Origin of the sequence: Pseudomonas sp. St29, assembly GCF_001547915.1 — a bacterium.
Classification (GTDB): domain Bacteria; phylum Pseudomonadota; class Gammaproteobacteria; order Pseudomonadales; family Pseudomonadaceae; genus Aquipseudomonas.
Genome location: NZ_AP014628.1, coordinates 2,838,679 through 2,855,389 on the forward strand (window position 1 = coordinate 2,838,679; position 16,711 = coordinate 2,855,389).

The following is a 16,711-nucleotide window of genomic DNA, read 5'->3' on the forward strand; positions in this document are numbered from 1 at the left end:
TGTCTTACCAGGGCGGCAAGGGCCGCCCCGCACAGCACTCAGGAGGTGTTTTCACGGTCAGGGAGCGCTGCTCCCTGCCAGGGCAAAGCCGGGTTAGGTACACACAGGGTTCAGATAAGAAGCCGTTTGCATCACGGCAAGGAGTTGGCTATGTCCCGCGCTTTTTTCGATGAAATGTACGCTGCCAGCGGCACGTGTCGACCCCATTACGCAGCGTTCGCCCGTTGGCTGGCGGACACCCCCCTGGAGCTTCTGGACCAGCGGCGGCGCGAAGCCGATCTGCTGTTCCATCGCGCCGGCATCACGTTCACCCTGTACGGCGACGAGCAGGGCACCGAGCGCCTGATTCCCTTCGACATCATTCCCCGCAGCATCAAGGCCAGCGAGTGGCGCACCGTGGAACGCGGCTGCGTGCAGCGGGTCCAGGCGCTGAACCTGTTCCTGGCCGATATCTATCAGGGCCAGCGGATCATCAAGGAGGGCATCATTCCCGCCGAACAGGTGCTGGCCAACGAGGGCTATCAGGTGGCCATGCAGGGCCTGAACCTGCACCGCGGCATCTACGCCCATATCGCCGGGGTGGACCTGGTGCGCGACGGCGACGGCAGCTACTACGTGCTGGAAGACAACCTGCGCACCCCCAGCGGCGTGAGCTACATGCTCGAAGACCGCAAGATGATGATGCGCCTGTTTCCCGAGCTGTTCGCCGCCCAGCGCATCGCGCCCATCGACCATTACCCCAACCTGCTGCTCGAAACCCTGAAAAGCGCCAGCCCCCTGGACAATCCCACGGTGGTGGTGCTGACCCCGGGACGCTTCAACAGCGCCTATTTCGAACATGCGTTCCTGGCCCGGGAGATGGGCGTGGAACTGGTGGAAGGGGCCGACCTGTTCGTGCGTGACGACCGGGTGTTCATGCGCACCACGGCCGGGGCCCAGGCGGTGGATGTGATCTATCGCCGGCTGGACGACGCCTTTCTCGATCCGCTGTCGTTCAACCCCGACTCCATGCTCGGCGTGCCCGGGCTGATCGCCGCCTACCGCTGCGGCAATGTGGTGCTGGCCAACGCCGTGGGCACCGGGGTCGCCGACGACAAGTCGATCTACCCCTACGTGGACGAGATGATCCGCTTCTACCTGAGCGAGGAGCCGATCCTCAAGAACGTGCCCACCTGGCAGTGCCGCAACCCCGCCGAACTGTCCCATGTGCTGGCCAACCTGCCGGATCTGGTGGTCAAGGAAACCCAGGGTTCCGGCGGCTACGGCATGCTCGTGGGCCCGGCGGCCACCGCGGCCCAGATCGAGGAATTCCGCACCCGGCTCAAGGCCCGTCCCGAGGCCTACATCGCCCAGCCGACCCTGTCGCTGTCCACCTGTCCGACCTTCGTCGAAAACGGCATCGCGCCGCGGCACATCGACCTGCGGCCGTTCGTCCTGTCCGGCCGGGAAACCCGCCTGGTGCCCGGTGGCCTGACCCGCGTCGCCCTGCGCGAGGGCTCGCTGGTGGTGAACTCGTCCCAGGGCGGCGGCACCAAAGACACCTGGGTAGTGGAGGACTGAACCATGCTCTCAAGAACCGCTGCGGACCTGTACTGGATGTCCCGCTACCTGGAGCGTGCCGAGAACCTGGCGCGCATGCTCGAAGTCAGTTACTCGCTGTCGCTGATGCCCCAGGCCGGGCGCGGCGACGGCCATGCCGAACTGTCCATGTCGCTGCTCGCCGCCGGCACCCTGGACGACTACAACCAGCGCTACGGTGAACTCAACAGCGAGCGCATGCTGCACTTCTTTGCCCTCGACGAAACCAATCCCGGCAGCATCTACTGCTGCCTGCGGGCGGCGCGCAGCAATGCTCACGCGGTGCGCGGGCGGATCACCGCCGACATGTGGGAGAACATGAACGCCACCTGGCTGGAGATGCGCAACATCGCCGCCAACGGCCTGGGGCGCTACGGCATCAGCCAGTTCTGTGACTGGGTCAAGGAGCGTTCGCACCTGTTCCGCGGCGCCACTGCCGGCACCATCATGCGCAACGATGCCTACCGTTTCATTCGCCTTGGGACCTTCATCGAGCGCGCCGACAACACCCTGCGCCTGCTGGATGCGCGCTACGAAATGTTCGGCGAGGAGTCCGAGGAGGTCAGCGACGATTCGGCCCGGGGCTACTACCAGTGGAGCGCCTTGCTCCGCGCCCTGTCGTCGTTCGAGGCGTTCAACGAGATCTACCGCAATGCCCCGGGGGCCGAGCAGGTGTCCGAGATGTTGCTGCTGCGCGCCGATGTGCCGCGCTCCCTGCTGGCCTGTGTCGAGGAGCTGGACCAGCTCCTGGCCACCTTGCCGGGGGACAACGGCCGCCCGGCCCAGCGCCTGGCCGCCGAACTCAATGCGCGCCTGCGCTACACCGGGATCGACGAGATTCTCGACTCCGGCCTGCACCAGTGGCTGACCGATTGCATCGGGCAGATCCGTCACCTGGGGCAGACCGTGCACGAATCCTATCTGGAGGTGGTATGAAACTGTCCATTCGCCACGACACGACCTACAGCTACGCCGACGAAGTCTGCACCAGCATCCAGTTCCTGCGCCTGACGCCCCAGGACAGCCAGCGCCAGCAGGTCCTGCAGTGGCAGTTGGAACTGCCACGCCGGGTCCGCGCCCAGCGCGATCCCTATGGCAACATCCTGCACGTCATGACCCTCGACGAGCCCCACGGCGCGATCATCCTCACCGCCTTCGGCGAAGTGCAGATCGACGAGAGCCGCGAGGTGGAAGGCGACAGCCAGTCGCCGCTGCCGTTCCTGCGCACAAGCCACTTGAGCGCGGCCGACGCGGCCCTCTGCGACTTTGCCCGGCAGCACTGCGGCGCAGGCCGCGACCGCGCCGCGCTGACCGAGCTGATGCACGCCCTGGCCGAGCACATGCCTTACCGTCCCGGCGCCACCGGGGTCGGCAGTACCGCCGCCCAGGCCTTTGCCGGCGGCGCCGGGGTCTGCCAGGACCATACCCACGCGTTCCTGGCCTGTGCCCGCAGCCTGGGGATTCCCGCGCGCTATGTGTCCGGCTACCTGTGCACCGAGGACGCCAGCCATCTGGCCAGTCATGCCTGGGCCGAAGCCTGGCTCGACGACGGCTGGTACAGCTTCGACGTGACCAACCGCCTGACCCGCCCCGAGCGCCACCTGAAACTGGCGGTGGGCCTGGATTACCTGGATGCCTGCCCGGTGCGCGGCATGCGCCGCGGCGGCGGGGCGGAACAGATGCACGCGCAGGTGCAGGTCAGCTCCATGGTGCAGGTCCAGCATCAATAGGCGGCTGTCCGGGGTCAGTCGCGGCCCATGCACTGGCGACGGTATTCGTCCGGGGTGGTGCCCATCATGCGCCGGAACATGCTGATGAAGGCCGAGGCGCTGCTGTAGCCCAGGTCCAGGCCGATGCTTTCCACGGTCTGGCCCTGTTCCAGCAGGGCCAGGGCCTGCACCACCTTGAGCCGCTGGCGCCACTCGATCAGCGACATGCCCAGCTCGCGCTGGCTGCGGCGCATCAGCGTGCGTTCGCTGGTGTTGGCGGCGTGGGCCAGTTGCGGCAATGAGCGCGGGTCGCCGGGGTTGGCCTTGAGGGTACGCAGCACCGGTCCCAGCAACGGGTCGTCGGAAGAGGGCAGGTAGCTGCCGGCGCAGGAGGCATGCCCCAGCTTGTCCACCAGCACTTGCAGCAGGCGCTGTTGTTCGGCGCTCTGGGGCAGCCCCGGCGGCGCCTGGCGCAGGTCGTCGAGCAAGGCCAGGACCAGCGGGCTGAGGCTCAGGGCGCAGTGTCGGGCGGGCAGGGCGGTGCACAGCTCGGGCGCCAGGTACAGCGAGCAGTGGCAGGCCTCGTGGCGGTTGAAGCCCATGTGCTCGACATCCGGTGGCAGCCAGATGCCGTATTGCGGCGGCGCCAGGTAATGGTGGTCGCCCAGCTCGATTTCCATCACCCCGCTGTAGGCATAGACGAACTCGCCCCAGGGGTGGCGGTGGCGCGGGTAGGTGGCATGGGCCGGCAGGTTGGCCGCACGAAAGAAGATCGGCGCCGGCAGGGCTTCGCTGAACGGCGGCAGGTGCAGTTGTTGCGCGGCTTTGTTCACGGCGGGCACCGGTTGGCGGATAAGTGTTATGAGCTGGCGGAATAGAACTATATCTAGGAAAACTGTCAGGCGGACAATCCTTCATCACTTTTGCTCGATGAAGGATTCGCCATGGCCACTCGCCAACCCCTGGACGCCACCGCCGCTGGCCTGATGCTCGGCCTGTGCGCGATCTGGGGCCTGCAGCAGGTGGCGCTCAAGGCCACCGCCGCGGACATCGCGCCGATCCTGCAGATCGCCCTGCGCTCCGGCGGCGCCGCGTTGCTGGTGGGCCTGCTGATGCGCTGGCGCGGCGAACGCCTGGGGCTGGGCGATGGTCACTGGCGCCCGGGCCTGCTGGTGGGCGGGCTGTTTGCCCTGGAGTTTCTTCTGGTGGGCGAGGGCCTGCGTCACACCACGGCCTCGCACATGGCGATCTTCCTCTACACCGCGCCGATCTTCGCCGCCCTCGGGCTGCACTGGCTGATGCCTTCCGAGCGCCTCAAGCCCGCGCAATGGCTGGGTATTGGCGTGGCCTTTGGCGGCATCGTCGTGGCCTTCAGCGGACCATCCCCGGCCGGCCACGGCGGCGGCAGCAATGTGCTGCTGGGGGATTTTCTCGGGGTGCTCGGCGGGGTTGCCTGGGGCGCCACCACGGTGGTGGTGCGCTGTTCGCGGCTGGCCTCCAGCCCCACCACCCGGACCCTGCAATATCAGCTGCTGGGGGCCTTTGTCTGGCTCGGCCTGGCGGCGTTGCTGTTCGGCCAGACCAGTATCCGTTTCACCCCGCTGGTGATCGCCAGCCTGGGGTTCCAGGTGCTGGTGGTGTCGTTTGCCAGCTTCCTGATCTGGTTCACCCTGTTGCGTCGCTACCAGGCCTCGCGGCTCGGGGTGCTGTCGTTCATGACCCCGCTGTTCGGCATCGGCTTCGGCGTCTGGCTGCTGCATGAACCCCTGGAGGCCAACTTCATCGTTGGTGCGCTGCTGGTGCTGGCGGGCATCGTCACGGTCAGCGGCTACGAGTGGCTGCGCCAGCGGCTCAAGCGCAACACCCAGGTCGCTGCCGCGCCGGCGAGCCTGCCCGGGAGCGGGCCACGCGCCTGAGGCTAGGCCCACTGGCCGCGGCTGACGTCGGCTCGCCCGCGGTCTTGAGCGCGTCTTGCCCGCAGCAGCGGTTGCGGACAAGGTTTCGGATCAATCGTTGATGTTATAAAGTAACGGCCGATTGTCCCGCTTAGCCAAGCTGACGCCCACTCTCTGAACCTGACGCTGCGATCCCTCCCTATGACTTCTTCAGCCCATCCTCCCGTGCGCCTCGGCGCGCGCTTGTTGAGCATCGACGCGCTGCGCGGCCTGGTGATGCTGCTCATGCTCCTGGACCACGTCCGCGAAACCTTCTTCCTGCACCGGCAGGTCAGCGATCCCATGGACGTGGCCACCACCGAGCCCGGGCTGTTTTTCAGCCGCACCCTGGCGCACCTGTGTGCGCCGGTCTTCGTGCTGCTGACCGGGCTCTCGGCCAGCCTGTTCGCCCACAAGCACGGCAATCGGGCCGAGGCCAGTGCCTTCCTGTTCAAGCGCGGCTTGTTCCTGGTGCTGCTGGAACTGACCCTGGTGAACTTCGCCTGGACCGGGCAGGTGCCGCCGAGCGTGATCTACCTGCAGGTGATCTGGGTCATCGGCCTGAGCATGCTGGCGCTGTCGGCGCTGCTGTGGTTGCCGCGCGCGGTGCTGCTGGTACTGAGCCTGTTGCTGATCGGCGGGCACAACCTGCTCGATGGCGTGCATTTCGCCGCGGGCGAGGCGCTGCACGTGCCTTGGGCGATCCTGCACGACCGGGGCTGGATCGAGTTCGGCGATGCCTTGCGCGTGCGCACCTCCTATCCGCTGTTGCCGTGGATCGGCGTGATTGGCCTGGGCTATGGGCTGGGGCCGTGGTTTGCCGCCGAGGCCGATAGCGCGCGGCGTCAGCGGCGGTTGCTGCTGGGCGGGCTGGCGGCGCTGGCGGGGTTTGTCCTGCTGCGCCTGCTCAACGGTTATGGCGAGCGGCCCTGGGTCAGTGGCGACAGCGGCCTGCAAACGCTGATGAGCTTTTTCAACATCACCAAGTACCCACCGTCGCTGCTGTTCATCGCCCTGACCCTGGGTGTGGGGCTGCTGGTGCTGCGCGCCCTGGAGCGCTGCCAGGCACGCCGCTGGGTCGCGGTGCTCGGGGTGTTTGGTGGCGCGCCGATGTTCTTCTACCTGCTGCACCTGTATGTGCTCAAGGGCCTTTACCTGCTGGCCGTGGCGCTGCTGGGGCGCAATCAGGGGGCCTACTTCGGCTTCGACTCGCTGGGCTGGCTGTGGCTGATCACGCCGCTGCTGGCGGTGCTGCTCTACCCGCCGGTGCGGGCCTTTGCCCGGCTCAAGGCACGGCGTCGCGACCTGGGGTGGCTGAAGTACTTTTGAGGGAGGGTTCGCCGGCACGCGTTGCGCAGCAGCCGGCTGGCCGGCGAAAGCATCCCCCGAACGCTGTCAGGGCCGCGCCGCGCGAATGGCCTCGCGGATTTCTTCCTGCAACTGGCGAGCGCCGCTGCAGGCCGGGTCGGCGGGGCCGTACTTGCAGGATTTATCCAGCACCTTCAGCGCCAGGTCGGCGTCGGGCGCTACGCCAATGCCCCGGCTCAGGTGGAAGCCGTACATGGTGCAGGCCCAGGGATCATTCAGCTCACAGGCCTTGTTGAAGGTCTGCACCGCACAGTGCCGGGTGGCCTGGTTGTCGGCGTCGGCGGTGAGCATGCCGGCGGCGCGGTTGGTACACCCGGAAACCAGCCCCAGGCTGCAGGCGCGCTGGTACAGCGGTTCATAGCCTGCGGCGGGGCCTTTGGCCTGTTGCAGGGTGGTGGCCAGCCAGTAGCAATCGTTGCCGTCGCCGGCTTCGCAGCGCTGCAGGCAGGCGCCCAACTGCTCCGGGGTTTCGCAGCGGTTGGCCTGCGTGGCCCGTGTCGCGGTCCTGGCCGGCATGTTGTCGCTGGGGCATTGCCTGGCCTGGGCTTGCCAGTCTTGCCGGGCCTGGACCTTGGCGGAAATCCCCTCGACCAGGGCCGGGTCCCCTGGCGCGGCGCTGGCCGCGAAGGTCGACAGCCATACGGCGCCAAGCAGGCAGAAACGATAGAAACGGTGCATGGACGGGGTCCTTTCCAAAGGGAGGGGGAAGCGGGGGCGTATCTTAGGGGCTTTCTGCCCTGGTTGCTGGTGGCCGGCGGGCTGTGCCGAGATTTTTTTCGACGTCTACCTGCCAAGTCCCTTGTGGGCCCGGGGTTGTACTCTGTACTGTATATAAAAACAGTATCAGGGCCTTGCCATGCAATTGATCGACAAGCTGAGCATCCTCGCCGACGCCGCCAAGTACGACGCGTCCTGCGCCAGCAGCGGCGCGCCCAAGCGCAGCTCGGAAGGCCGAAGCGGGTTGGGCTCGAGCAATGGCATGGGCATCTGCCACAGCTACACGCCGGACGGGCGTTGCGTCTCGCTGCTCAAGGTGCTGCTGACCAACTTCTGCCTGTATGACTGCCAGTACTGCGTCAACCGCCGCTCCAGCGATGTGCCCCGGGCACGCTTCAGCCCCGAGGAAGTGGTGCGCCTGACCCTGGATTTCTACCGGCGCAATTGCGTCAGCGGGCTGTTCCTCAGCTCCGGCATCATCCGCTCGGCGGACTACACCATGGAGCAACTGGTGCGGGTGGCCCGGCTGCTGCGCGAGGAGCACGAGTTTCGCGGCTATATCCACCTCAAGACCATCCCCGACGCCGACCCGCTGCTGATCGAGCAAGCCGGGCGCTATGCCGACCGCCTCAGCGTCAATGTCGAATTGCCCACCGACCAGGGCCTCAAGGCCCTGGCCCCGGAAAAACACCTGGGTTCGATCAAGCAGGCCATGGGCACCATCTATACCGGCGAGCAGACAGTGCTCAACGAACCCCGGGCGCCGCGTTTCGCCCCCGCCGGGCAGAGCACCCAGATGATCGTCGGTGCCGACGACACCGATGACAGCACCATCCTCCACAGCGCCGAGTCGCTGTACGGCAACTTCCGCCTGCGCCGGGTCTATTACTCGGCGTTCAGCCCGATTCCCGACAGCCCGAAAAGCGTGCCCCTGGCCGCGCCGCCGCTGATGCGCGAGCACCGCCTGTACCAGGCCGACTTCCTGCTGCGCGGCTATGGCTTCAGCGCCAACGAACTCTTCAAGGGACCGGGGCACCTGGCCCTGGATATCGACCCCAAGCTGGCCTGGGCCCTGGATAACCGCAGCCTGTTTCCCCTGGACCTGAACCGCGCCGAACCGGCGCTGATCTCGCGTATTCCGGGGATCGGCCTGCGCACCACCCAGCGCCTGGTGGAACTGCGCCGCGAGCGGCGCATCCGCTTCGATGACCTGGCGCGCATGCGCTGCGTGCTGAGCAAGGCCAAGCCGTTCTTCATCACCAGCGACTATCACCCGCAGCAGGCGGAAACCAGCAGCGCGCTGCTCTATCAGCAACTGCGGGACCGGCCGCAACCGCAGCAGATGGGGCTCTGGGGATGATCAGCCTGGATTGCGACGACCTGTTCGACACCTGGCGCCAGCAGGCACGCTGGCTGCTCAGCCACTCCATTGACCCGAGCCGGGTCAGCTGGGCCGGGACCCGGGAGGCCGACCTGTTCGCCAGCGACGAGAGCTGCCCCGAACAGCCGGGGCCCTTTCGCGCGCGCATTCCCCAGGCCCTGCTGGAGCTGTTGCAGCGAGCCGCCTGCTACCGCGGCGAGCAGCGCTGGAGCCTGCTCTACGAGGTGCTGTGGCGGGTCAGCCATGGCGACCGTACGGCCATGCTCAGCGGCGATCAACTGGGCAGCGAGTTGCAGCGGCGGATCAAGCAGGTCGACCGCGAGGCCCATCACCTGCATGCCTTCGTGCGATTTGTCCGGCTGCCCGAGGGCCGCTCGCGCCTGGCCGAGCAACCCGAATACGTGGCCTGGCACGAGCCGGCCCACGACATCCTGGCCCACGCCAGCCGGCACTTCATCGGACGCATGGGGCGCCACCGCTGGATGATTGCCACGCCCCGGGACGGGGTGTATTTCGACGGCGAGCAACTGCACCACCAGCGCCAGTGCCCCCGTGGCTGGCAGCAACTGGCCCAGGCCGGCGACGACCCCGGGAGCGAGCTGTGGCTGGCCTATTACAGCCACATCTTCAACCCGGCGCGGCTCAACCCCAGGGTCATGCAGGGGCATTTGCCGACCCGGTTCTGGAAGCACCTGCCGGAGGGGCCGCTGATTCCGGCGCTGATCAGCGAAGCGCGCCACGGCAAGCAGCGCGACGGCCAGGCCAGCCAGGTGGCAGCGCGGCCAGGCAAGCGGATCGCTCAGGTGCGCAGTGATAGCGCTGGGCAGACGCCAGGGCCTCCCCTGACAATGCGCGGCTTTGAACAATGAGGCAGGCAGTCAATGGATGACGGTGTGGATGACGGCAAGGGCATTACCGAGGAGTTCTGGTCGAAGGCAGTGACTGACGACGCCAAGATGATGTGGCGGGTGGGCAGCCGCGGCGTGACCTTCTTGGCGGCGCTGCTGCTGCCCAAGACCGGGTTCAAGGTCGTGGACATCGCGGTTGGAGTGCTGACCATGCTGATCCCCTTGCTGGTGATCGAGACCCAGAGGGCCTATTCGAAGTTTTCCCCAGGGTTCCTGGCCTGGGTGGTTCGCATCAGTGTCTTTGCCAGTGGTGTGGCCATGGCCAGCCTGGGGTTGGTGATTTACGCCTGGGTAGTTGGGCCTGTGGTATCGGGGGTCGGCCTCGCCTTTTTTCAACAGACAGTCAGTCTTGGCGGGTACGGGAACAAAGGGGTTGAGTTCGTTGTGTTCTGGTGTATCGCGATAGTCACTGCGATGGGGGTGATACACGCGGTGATCAAGCAGTTTCGCGAGCTGAAGATTTTCGAACTTGTTTATCACCTGCCACGCAATCGAATGGAGTGGCTCATGCAGGGCCGACCGCTGCGAGCCAGCAACTGGCCGATGTTCGTCTGGTTCGAACTCTGTGTGCTGATCACGAGTTTTCTCTACACCTTGATGGCGTCCCAGGCTGCACTGCTGGTGGTGGATGGAACGCAACAGGTGCTGATGTCGTTCGGTATCAGCCTCTGAGGGGGGAGCCCCGCCTTCGGCAGGCATCCAGCAGGCTCCAGGCATGAAAAAGCCCGCCCCTGGCAAGCAGGGGCGGGCTGGGGTGCAGCAGGGGGCGAATCAGACCTTGACGATCCAGCCCGCTGGCGCTTCAACGTCGCCGGTCTGCACGCCGGTCAGCTCTTTGTAGAGCTTCTGGGTGATCGGGCCGACGTCTTTTTCGCTGTAGAACACGTGCAGCTTGTCCTGGTACTGGATGCCGCCGATCGGCGTGATCACCGCGGCGGTGCCGCAGGCGCCGGCTTCCTTGAAGTCCGAGAGCTTGTCGATGAACACGTCGCCTTCGACCACTTCCAGGCCCAGGCGGGTCTTGGCCAGCTCGATCAGCGACAGGCGGGTGATACCCGGCAGCACCGACGGCGAGTTGGGGGTGACGAATTTGTCATCGTGGGTGATGCCGAAGAAGTTGGCCGAACCGACTTCCTCGATCTTGCTGTGGGTCAGCGGGTCGAGGTAGATGCAGTCGGCGAAGCTGGCTTTCTTGGCCTGGGAGCCGGGCATCAGGCTGGCAGCGTAGTTGCCACCGACCTTGGCCGCGCCGGTGCCTTGCGGGGCCGCGCGGTCGTAGCTGGAGATCAGGAAGTTGTGTGGGGTCAGGCCGCCCTTGAAGTAGGCGCCGACCGGGATGGCGAAGATCGAGAAGATGAACTCCGGCGCGGTGCGCACGCCGATGTTGTCGCCGACGCCGATCACGAACGGACGCAGGTACAGCGCGCCGCCGGTGCCGTACGGCGGAATGAAGCGCTCGTTGGCCTTGACCACGGCCTTGCAGGCTTCGATGAACTGTTCGGTGGACACCTGCGGCATCAGCAGGCGGGCGCAGCTGCGCTGCATGCGCGCGGCGTTCTGGTCAGGACGGAACAGGTTGATCGAGCCGTCCTTGCAGCGGTAGGCCTTGAGGCCTTCGAAGCATTGCTGACCGTAGTGCAGGGCGGTGGAGCCCTCGCTGATGTGCAGCACGTTGTCTTCGGTCAGGGTGCCCGCGTCCCACTCGCCGTTACGCCAGTGCGACAGATAGCGCTTGTCTGTCTTGATGTAGTCAAAACCCAGCTTGTCCCAATTGATGCTTTCGTTACCCATGACACCCTCTATCACTTAACAACCGCCGGAACGGCTTAAGGCTTCTGACGTTTTTTTGGATGGGCACAACAATACTGCATTCCGGGGGCGCACCGCATCCCGGACGATGGGAGGGTGCGCAAAAAACTTGGCCTGCTCATGAAGCTTCCTCCATAACAGCCCCAACCCCCCCTGTAGGAGCGAGCTTGCTCGCGAAGGCCCCGGCGCGAACGCTTGGCTATCCCCGCCAGCTCTTTCGCGAGCAAGCTCGCTCCTACCTGGGCGCTGTCCTGTGTGCCCCTTGAATGGTTACAGGTGCAGGGCGTGGCCCAAGGCCCGCAGCGCCGCTTCCTGGACCGCTTCACCCAGGGTCGGGTGGGCGTGGATGGTGCCGCCGATGTCTTCCAGGCGCGCGCCCATTTCCAGGGATTGGCCAAACGCCGTGGACAATTCGGACACCCCGACCCCCACCGCCTGCCAGCCGACAATCAGGTGATTGTCACTTCGGGCCACCACCCGCACGAAACCGCTTTTGGCTTCCAGGGTCATGGCCCGGCCATTGGCCGCGAACGGGAAGCTGCTGACGATGCAATCCAGCCCGGCAGCGCGGGCCTCGTCCGGAGTCTTGCCCACCACCACCAGTTCCGGGTCGGTGAAGCACACCGCCGGGATCGCCGCCGGGTTGAACTCGCGGTGCTTGCCGGCGATCAGCTCGGCGACCATCTCGCCCTGGGCCATGGCCCGGTGCGCGAGCATGGGTTCGCCGCTGAGGTCACCGATGGCCCAGACGTTGCGCATGCTGGTCTGGCAGCGGTGGTCGATCTTGATCGCCGCGCCGTTCATGTCCAGGTTCAGGCTTTCCAGGTTCCAGCCCTGGGTGTTGGGTTTGCGACCCACCGCCACCAGCACCTGGTCGGTGGCCAGGTTCAGGGTGTCGCCGTTGGGCTCGCGCACCTGCAGGCTGCTGCTGGCGGCATCGAAGCCCAGCACGCTGTGCTTGAGGTAGAGCTTGATGCCCAAGTGCTTCACCGATTCCAGCACCGGCTGGGTCAGTTCGGCGTCATAGGCCGGCAGGATGCGTTCCTGGGCCTCGACCACGCTGACCTCGACCCCGAGCTTGCGGTAGGCAATGCCCAGTTCCAGGCCGATGTAGCCGCCGCCGACCACGGTCAGGCGCTTGGGCAGGGTCTTGGGCGCCAGGGCCTCGGTGGAGGAGATGATCGGCCCGCCGATGGGCAGCATCGGCAGGTTGACGCTCTTCGAACCGGTGGCCAGCAACAGGTGCTCGCAGTGGATGCGAGTCTCGGCGCCTTCGATCTCCACGGTCTTGCCGTCGATGACCCTGGCCCAGCCGTGAATCACCTGGACCTTGTTTTTCTTCAGCAGCGCGGCGACCCCGGTGGTCAGGCGGTCGACGATGCCGTCCTTCCATTCCACGCTCTTGCCGATGTTCAGGGTTGGCGCCGCCACTTCGATGCCCAGGGCCGAGCCCTGGCTGTGGTGGCGGGTCTGGTGGAACTGCTCGGCCACATGAATCAGCGCCTTGGACGGGATGCAGCCGATGTTCAGGCAGGTGCCGCCCAGGGCCTGGCCTTCCACCAGGATGGTGGAAATGCCCAGCTGGCCGGCACGGATCGCCGCCACGTAACCGCCAGGCCCGCCGCCGATGATCAGCAGTTGGGTGTTGAGAGTTTGTTGCATGCCTGCTCCTCTGAAAGTCAGTCCACAAACAGCGTGGCGGGTTGTTCGAGCAGGCCGCGAATGGCCTGGATGAATTGCGCAGCGTCCATGCCGTCGACCACCCGGTGATCGAAGGAGCTGGAGAGGTTCATCATCTTGCGGATCACGATCTGGCCCTTGATCACCATCGGCCGCTCGACGATGCGGTTGACCCCGACAATCGCCACTTCCGGCAGGTTCAGCACCGGGGTGCTGACGATCCCGCCCAGGGCGCCGAGGCTGGTGAGAGTGATGGTGGAGCCGGACAGTTCATCCCGGGCCGCCTTGCCGCTGCGGGCCGCCTTGGCCAGGCGCGAGATTTCCTCGGCGTTGCCCCACAGGCTGCGGGCTTCGGCGTGACGTACCACCGGCACCATCAGGCCGACGTCGCTCTGGGTGGCGACCCCGACATGCACCGCGCCGTGGCGGGTGATGACCTGGGCTTCGTCGTCGTAGCGGGCGTTGATCTGCGGGAAGTCGCGCAGGGCGACGACCATGGCCCGCACCAGGAACGGCAGCAGGGTCAGCTTGCCGCGGCTGGCGCCGTGTTTTTCATTGAGGTGGATGCGCAGTTCTTCCAGGGCGGTGACGTCCACTTCCTCGACATAGCTGAAGTGCGCGGCGCGGTGCTTGGATTCCTGCATGCGCTGGGCGATCTTGCGGCGCATGCCGATCACCTGGATCTGCTCTTCGTCGTGGCGTTCGGCATAGCCGGCGCCCGGGGCCGAATAGCCCTTGAGCGGCTGGCTGTCCTGGGCCAGGTAGGCCTCCAGGTCTTCGTGCAGGATGCGCCCGGCCGGGCCGCTGCCTTGCACCAGGCGCAGCTGGATGCCCAGGTCCAGGGCGTGCTTGCGCACCGCGGGCGAGGCCAGGGGGCGTTCGTCGGCCTGGCGCGCCACCGGCGCCTGGGGCGCAGGGCGGCAGGCGGCTGTTTGGCTGACGACGGCTTGTTCCGCCTTGGGGGCTTCGGCCACTGGCGCGGCAGCCGGCTTATTAATAGCGGCCGGCGCTTGTTGCACCGGCGCGGCGGCCTGGGCGGATTCCTTGAGGTTGCCCGCGCCTTCGACTTCGATGCTGATGAGGATGCTGCCCACCGCCATCACTTCACCGGGTTCGCCCCCCAGGGAAATGACCGTGCCGTGCACCGGGGAGGGGATGTCCACCATGGCCTTGTCGGTCATCACGTCCGCCAGGACCTGATCTTCCACCACCTGGTCGCCGACTTTTACGTGCCATTGCGCCAGTTCCACTTCCGCGATGCCTTCGCCGATGTCCGGCATCTTGATAACGTGCGTGCCCATTCAGACCTCCATGACCCGTTGCAGCGCCGCGCCCACTCGGGACGGCCCTGGGAAATATGCCCACTCCTGCGCGTGGGGATACGGCGTATCCCAACCGGTGACGCGCTCGATCGGGGCTTCCAGGTGGTGGAAGCAGTGTTCCTGCACCAGCGACACCAGCTCGGCGCCGAAGCCGCAGGTACGGGTGGCTTCGTGCACCACCACGCAACGGCCGGTCTTTTTCACCGACTTGACGATGGTGTCCAGGTCCAGGGGCCACAGGCTGCGCAGGTCGATGACCTCGGCGTCGATGCCGGTTTCCTCGGCCGCCACTTGCGACACATAGACGGTGGTGCCGTAGGTGAGGACGGTGACGTCCTTGCCCGGACGGGCGATGGCCGCCACATCCAGCGGCACCTTGTAGTAGCCGTCCGGCACCTGGGCCGCCGGGTGTTTCGACCACGGCGTTACCGGGCGGTCGTGGTGGCCATCGAACGGGCCGTTGTACAGGCGCTTGGGTTCGAGAAAGATCACCGGGTCATCGTTTTCGATGGAGGCGATCAGCAGGCCCTTGGCGTCGTAGGGGTTGGAGGGCATCACGGTGCGCAGGCCGCAGACCTGGGTGAACATCGCCTCGATGCTCTGGCTGTGGGTCTGGCCGCCATAGATGCCGCCGCCGCAGGGCATGCGCAGGGTCATCGGTGCGGTGAACTGGCCGGCGGAGCGATAGCGCAGGCGCGCGGCTTCGGAAATGATCTGGTCCGAGGCGGGGTAGACGTAGTCGGCGAACTGGATTTCCGCCACCGGACGCAGGCCGTAGGCGCCCATGCCGATGGCCGCGCCGACGATGCCGCTTTCCGAGATCGGTGCGTCGAACACCCGCGAGGTGCCGTACTTGGCCTGCAGGCCCTCGGTGCAGCGGAACACGCCGCCGAAGTAGCCGACGTCCTGGCCGAACACCACCACGTTGTCGTCACGCTCGAGCATCACATCCATGGCCGAGCGCAGGGCCTGGATCATGGTCATGGTGGTGGTGGTCATGGCGGTTTCCAGCTGGATATTGTTGTTGTGATCGTTCATGTCAGACCCCCAGTTCCTGGCGTTGACGTTTCAGGTGCTCGGGCATGTCCTTGTAGACGTCCTCGAACATGGTCGCGGCGCTGGGGATCTGGCCGCCGGCGAGGGTGCCGTACTGCTCGGCTTCCTTCTGCGCGGCAATCACCTGGGCTTCGAGCTCGGCGCTGACCGCGGCGTGTTCCTCTTCGGACCACTGGCCGATCTTGATCAGGTGCTGCTTGAGGCGGGCAATCGGGTCGCCCAGGGGGAAGTGGCTCCAGTCGTCGGCCGGACGGTATTTCGACGGGTCGTCGGAGGTGGAGTGCGGGCCGGCGCGGTAGGTGACCCACTCGATCAGGGTCGGCCCGAGGTTGCGCCGGGCGCGTTCGGCAGCCCAGCGCGAGGCGGCGTAGACCGCGAGGAAGTCGTTGCCGTCGACCCGCAGGGAGGCGATGCCGCAGCCCACGCCGCGTCCGGCGAAGGTGGTGGCTTCACCGCCGGCAATCGCCTGGAAGGTGGAGATGGCCCACTGGTTGTTGACCACGTTGAGGATCACCGGCGCGCGGTACACGTGGGCGAAGGTCAGGGCGGTGTGAAAGTCCGACTCGGCGGTGGCGCCGTCGCCGATCCAGGCCGAGGCGATCTTGGTATCGCCCTTGATCGCCGAGGCCATGCCCCAGCCCACGCCCTGCACGAACTGGGTCGCCAGGTTGCCGGAGATGGTGAAAAAGCCGGATTCCTTCACCGAGTACATGATCGGCAGCTGGCGCCCCTTGAGCGGATCGCGCTCGTTGGACAGCAGTTGGCAGATCATTTCCACCAGCGGCACTTCCCGGGCCATCAGGATGCTCTGCTGGCGGTAGGTGGGGAAGCACATGTCGTCGATGTTCAGGGCCAGGGCCTGGGCGCTGCCAATGGCTTCCTCGCCCAGGCTCTGCATGTAGAAGGACATCTTCTTCTGCCGTTGGGCGACCACCATGCGGTTGTCGAAGATCCGCGTCTTGAGCATGGCGCGCATGCCCTTGCGCAGGATCTCCAGCGGCATGTCCGCGGCCCAGTCGCCCAGGGCGTTGCCCTGGTCGTCGAGCACGCGAATCAGGCCGCGGGCCAGGTCGGCGCATTCGGCAGGTTCGATATCGATAGGGGGTTTGCGGGCCAGGCCGGCATCGTTCAGACGCAGGTAGGTGAAGTCGGTCTTGCAGCCGGGACGGCCCGAGGGTTCGGGAACGTGCAGGCGTAGCGGTTCATACGCGGTGGTCATGGCTTTCTACGCTCGATCTTGTGGATTTCT

The 16,711-nt window shown here is 66.2% G+C and carries 15 protein-coding genes; 8 read left to right on the forward strand and 7 right to left on the reverse strand.

Annotated features, from left to right (window positions below; translation table 11 throughout):
• The first annotated feature begins 150 nt into the window (after positions 1–150).
• From PST29_RS12920 to PST29_RS12930, 3 genes are read left to right on the forward strand one after another with little or no spacing between them, the layout of a single operon-like run.
• The gene (locus PST29_RS12920; protein ID WP_060843301.1) at positions 151–1,560 is read left to right on the forward strand and encodes a circularly permuted type 2 ATP-grasp protein; all 1,410 of its coding nucleotides are present in this window, start codon (positions 151–153) and stop codon (positions 1,558–1,560) included.
• Positions 1,561–1,563: 3 nt separating this feature from the next.
• Complete coding sequence (locus PST29_RS12925; protein WP_060838836.1) at positions 1,564–2,514, forward strand: alpha-E domain-containing protein; 951 nt, start codon at positions 1,564–1,566, stop codon at positions 2,512–2,514.
• Complete coding sequence (locus PST29_RS12930) at positions 2,511–3,308, forward strand: transglutaminase family protein (protein ID WP_060838837.1); 798 nt, start codon at positions 2,511–2,513, stop codon at positions 3,306–3,308. The genes PST29_RS12925 and PST29_RS12930 overlap by 4 nt, the downstream gene beginning before the upstream one ends.
• A gap of 14 nt (positions 3,309–3,322) precedes the next feature.
• Here the strand turns inward: PST29_RS12930 and PST29_RS12935 are convergent, their stop codons facing one another.
• Positions 3,323–4,120 carry an AraC family transcriptional regulator gene (locus PST29_RS12935; RefSeq protein ID WP_060838838.1) on the reverse strand — a complete coding sequence of 266 codons (798 nt, stop codon included), beginning with the start codon at positions 4,118–4,120 and terminating at the stop codon, positions 3,323–3,325.
• Positions 4,121–4,231: 111 nt separating this feature from the next.
• Between PST29_RS12935 and PST29_RS12940 the strand changes: the two genes are divergently transcribed.
• Positions 4,232–5,203, forward strand: coding sequence for a DMT family transporter (locus tag PST29_RS12940; RefSeq protein WP_060838839.1), 972 nt, complete (start codon positions 4,232–4,234; stop codon positions 5,201–5,203).
• A gap of 180 nt (positions 5,204–5,383) precedes the next feature.
• On the forward strand, positions 5,384–6,550 hold the full coding sequence (locus tag PST29_RS12945) for a DUF1624 domain-containing protein (protein ID WP_060843302.1): 1,167 nt from the start codon (positions 5,384–5,386) through the stop codon (positions 6,548–6,550).
• Between the two features lie 66 nt (positions 6,551–6,616).
• On the opposite strand, the gene PST29_RS12950 is transcribed toward PST29_RS12945, so the two are convergent.
• Positions 6,617–7,267, reverse strand: a complete 651-nt coding sequence (locus PST29_RS12950; protein WP_060843303.1) for a sel1 repeat family protein — start codon at positions 7,265–7,267, stop codon at positions 6,617–6,619.
• A 178-nt stretch (positions 7,268–7,445) separates the two neighbouring features.
• On the opposite strand from PST29_RS12950, the gene PST29_RS12955 reads away from it, so the two are divergent.
• Genes PST29_RS12955 through PST29_RS12965 form a run of 3 tightly spaced genes read left to right on the forward strand, consistent with a single transcriptional unit; the run spans position 7,446 to position 10,267 of the window.
• Positions 7,446–8,666: a putative DNA modification/repair radical SAM protein gene (locus PST29_RS12955; protein ID WP_060843304.1), complete on the forward strand. Its 1,221-nt coding sequence runs from the start codon at positions 7,446–7,448 to the stop codon at positions 8,664–8,666.
• Positions 8,663–9,556, forward strand: coding sequence for a TIGR03915 family putative DNA repair protein (locus tag PST29_RS12960; RefSeq protein WP_060843305.1), 894 nt, complete (start codon positions 8,663–8,665; stop codon positions 9,554–9,556). The genes PST29_RS12955 and PST29_RS12960 overlap by 4 nt, the downstream gene beginning before the upstream one ends.
• Positions 9,557–9,568: 12 nt before the next feature.
• Positions 9,569–10,267: a hypothetical protein gene (locus PST29_RS12965; RefSeq protein WP_060843306.1), complete on the forward strand. Its 699-nt coding sequence runs from the start codon at positions 9,569–9,571 to the stop codon at positions 10,265–10,267.
• Positions 10,268–10,366: 99 nt separating this feature from the next.
• Here the strand turns inward: PST29_RS12965 and PST29_RS12970 are convergent, their stop codons facing one another.
• From PST29_RS12970 to PST29_RS12990, 5 genes are all read right to left on the reverse strand, one after another.
• Positions 10,367–11,386, reverse strand: coding sequence for a branched-chain amino acid aminotransferase (locus PST29_RS12970; RefSeq protein ID WP_015635266.1), 1,020 nt, complete (start codon positions 11,384–11,386; stop codon positions 10,367–10,369).
• A 288-nt stretch (positions 11,387–11,674) separates the two neighbouring features.
• Complete coding sequence (lpdA, locus tag PST29_RS12975) at positions 11,675–13,066, reverse strand: dihydrolipoyl dehydrogenase (RefSeq protein WP_060838845.1); 1,392 nt, start codon at positions 13,064–13,066, stop codon at positions 11,675–11,677.
• 17 nt (positions 13,067–13,083) lie between these two features.
• Complete coding sequence (locus PST29_RS12980) at positions 13,084–14,385, reverse strand: dihydrolipoamide acetyltransferase family protein (RefSeq protein WP_060843307.1); 1,302 nt, start codon at positions 14,383–14,385, stop codon at positions 13,084–13,086.
• A complete protein-coding gene (locus tag PST29_RS12985) occupies positions 14,386–15,444 on the reverse strand; it encodes an alpha-ketoacid dehydrogenase subunit beta (protein WP_047303847.1) in 1,059 nt (352 codons plus the stop codon). It abuts the gene before it with no gap.
• A 1-nt stretch (position 15,445) separates the two neighbouring features.
• Positions 15,446–16,681, reverse strand: coding sequence for a 3-methyl-2-oxobutanoate dehydrogenase (2-methylpropanoyl-transferring) subunit alpha (locus tag PST29_RS12990; protein ID WP_060838847.1), 1,236 nt, complete (start codon positions 16,679–16,681; stop codon positions 15,446–15,448).
• Positions 16,682–16,711: the final 30 nt, after the last annotated feature.

Excerpts from the sequence above, each read along its gene's own strand:
- PST29_RS12920 (WP_060843301.1), top strand. The coding sequence starts at position 151 with ATGTCCCGCGCTTTTTTCGATGAAATGTACGCTGCCAGCGGCACGTGT.
- PST29_RS12925 (WP_060838836.1), top strand. The coding sequence starts at position 1,564 with ATGCTCTCAAGAACCGCTGCGGACCTGTACTGGATGTCCCGCTACCTG.
- PST29_RS12930 (WP_060838837.1), top strand. The coding sequence starts at position 2,511 with ATGAAACTGTCCATTCGCCACGACACGACCTACAGCTACGCCGACGAA.
- PST29_RS12940 (WP_060838839.1), top strand. The coding sequence starts at position 4,232 with ATGGCCACTCGCCAACCCCTGGACGCCACCGCCGCTGGCCTGATGCTC.
- PST29_RS12945 (WP_060843302.1), top strand. The coding sequence starts at position 5,384 with ATGACTTCTTCAGCCCATCCTCCCGTGCGCCTCGGCGCGCGCTTGTTG.
- PST29_RS12950 (WP_060843303.1), bottom strand. The coding sequence starts at position 7,267 with ATGCACCGTTTCTATCGTTTCTGCCTGCTTGGCGCCGTATGGCTGTCG.
- PST29_RS12955 (WP_060843304.1), top strand. The coding sequence starts at position 7,446 with ATGCAATTGATCGACAAGCTGAGCATCCTCGCCGACGCCGCCAAGTAC.
- PST29_RS12960 (WP_060843305.1), top strand. The coding sequence starts at position 8,663 with ATGATCAGCCTGGATTGCGACGACCTGTTCGACACCTGGCGCCAGCAG.
- PST29_RS12965 (WP_060843306.1), top strand. The coding sequence starts at position 9,569 with ATGGATGACGGTGTGGATGACGGCAAGGGCATTACCGAGGAGTTCTGG.
- PST29_RS12970 (WP_015635266.1), bottom strand. The coding sequence starts at position 11,386 with ATGGGTAACGAAAGCATCAATTGGGACAAGCTGGGTTTTGACTACATC.
- lpdA (WP_060838845.1), bottom strand. The coding sequence starts at position 13,066 with ATGCAACAAACTCTCAACACCCAACTGCTGATCATCGGCGGCGGGCCT.
- PST29_RS12980 (WP_060843307.1), bottom strand. The coding sequence starts at position 14,385 with ATGGGCACGCACGTTATCAAGATGCCGGACATCGGCGAAGGCATCGCG.
- PST29_RS12985 (WP_047303847.1), bottom strand. The coding sequence starts at position 15,444 with ATGAACGATCACAACAACAATATCCAGCTGGAAACCGCCATGACCACC.
- PST29_RS12990 (WP_060838847.1), bottom strand. The coding sequence starts at position 16,681 with ATGACCACCGCGTATGAACCGCTACGCCTGCACGTTCCCGAACCCTCG.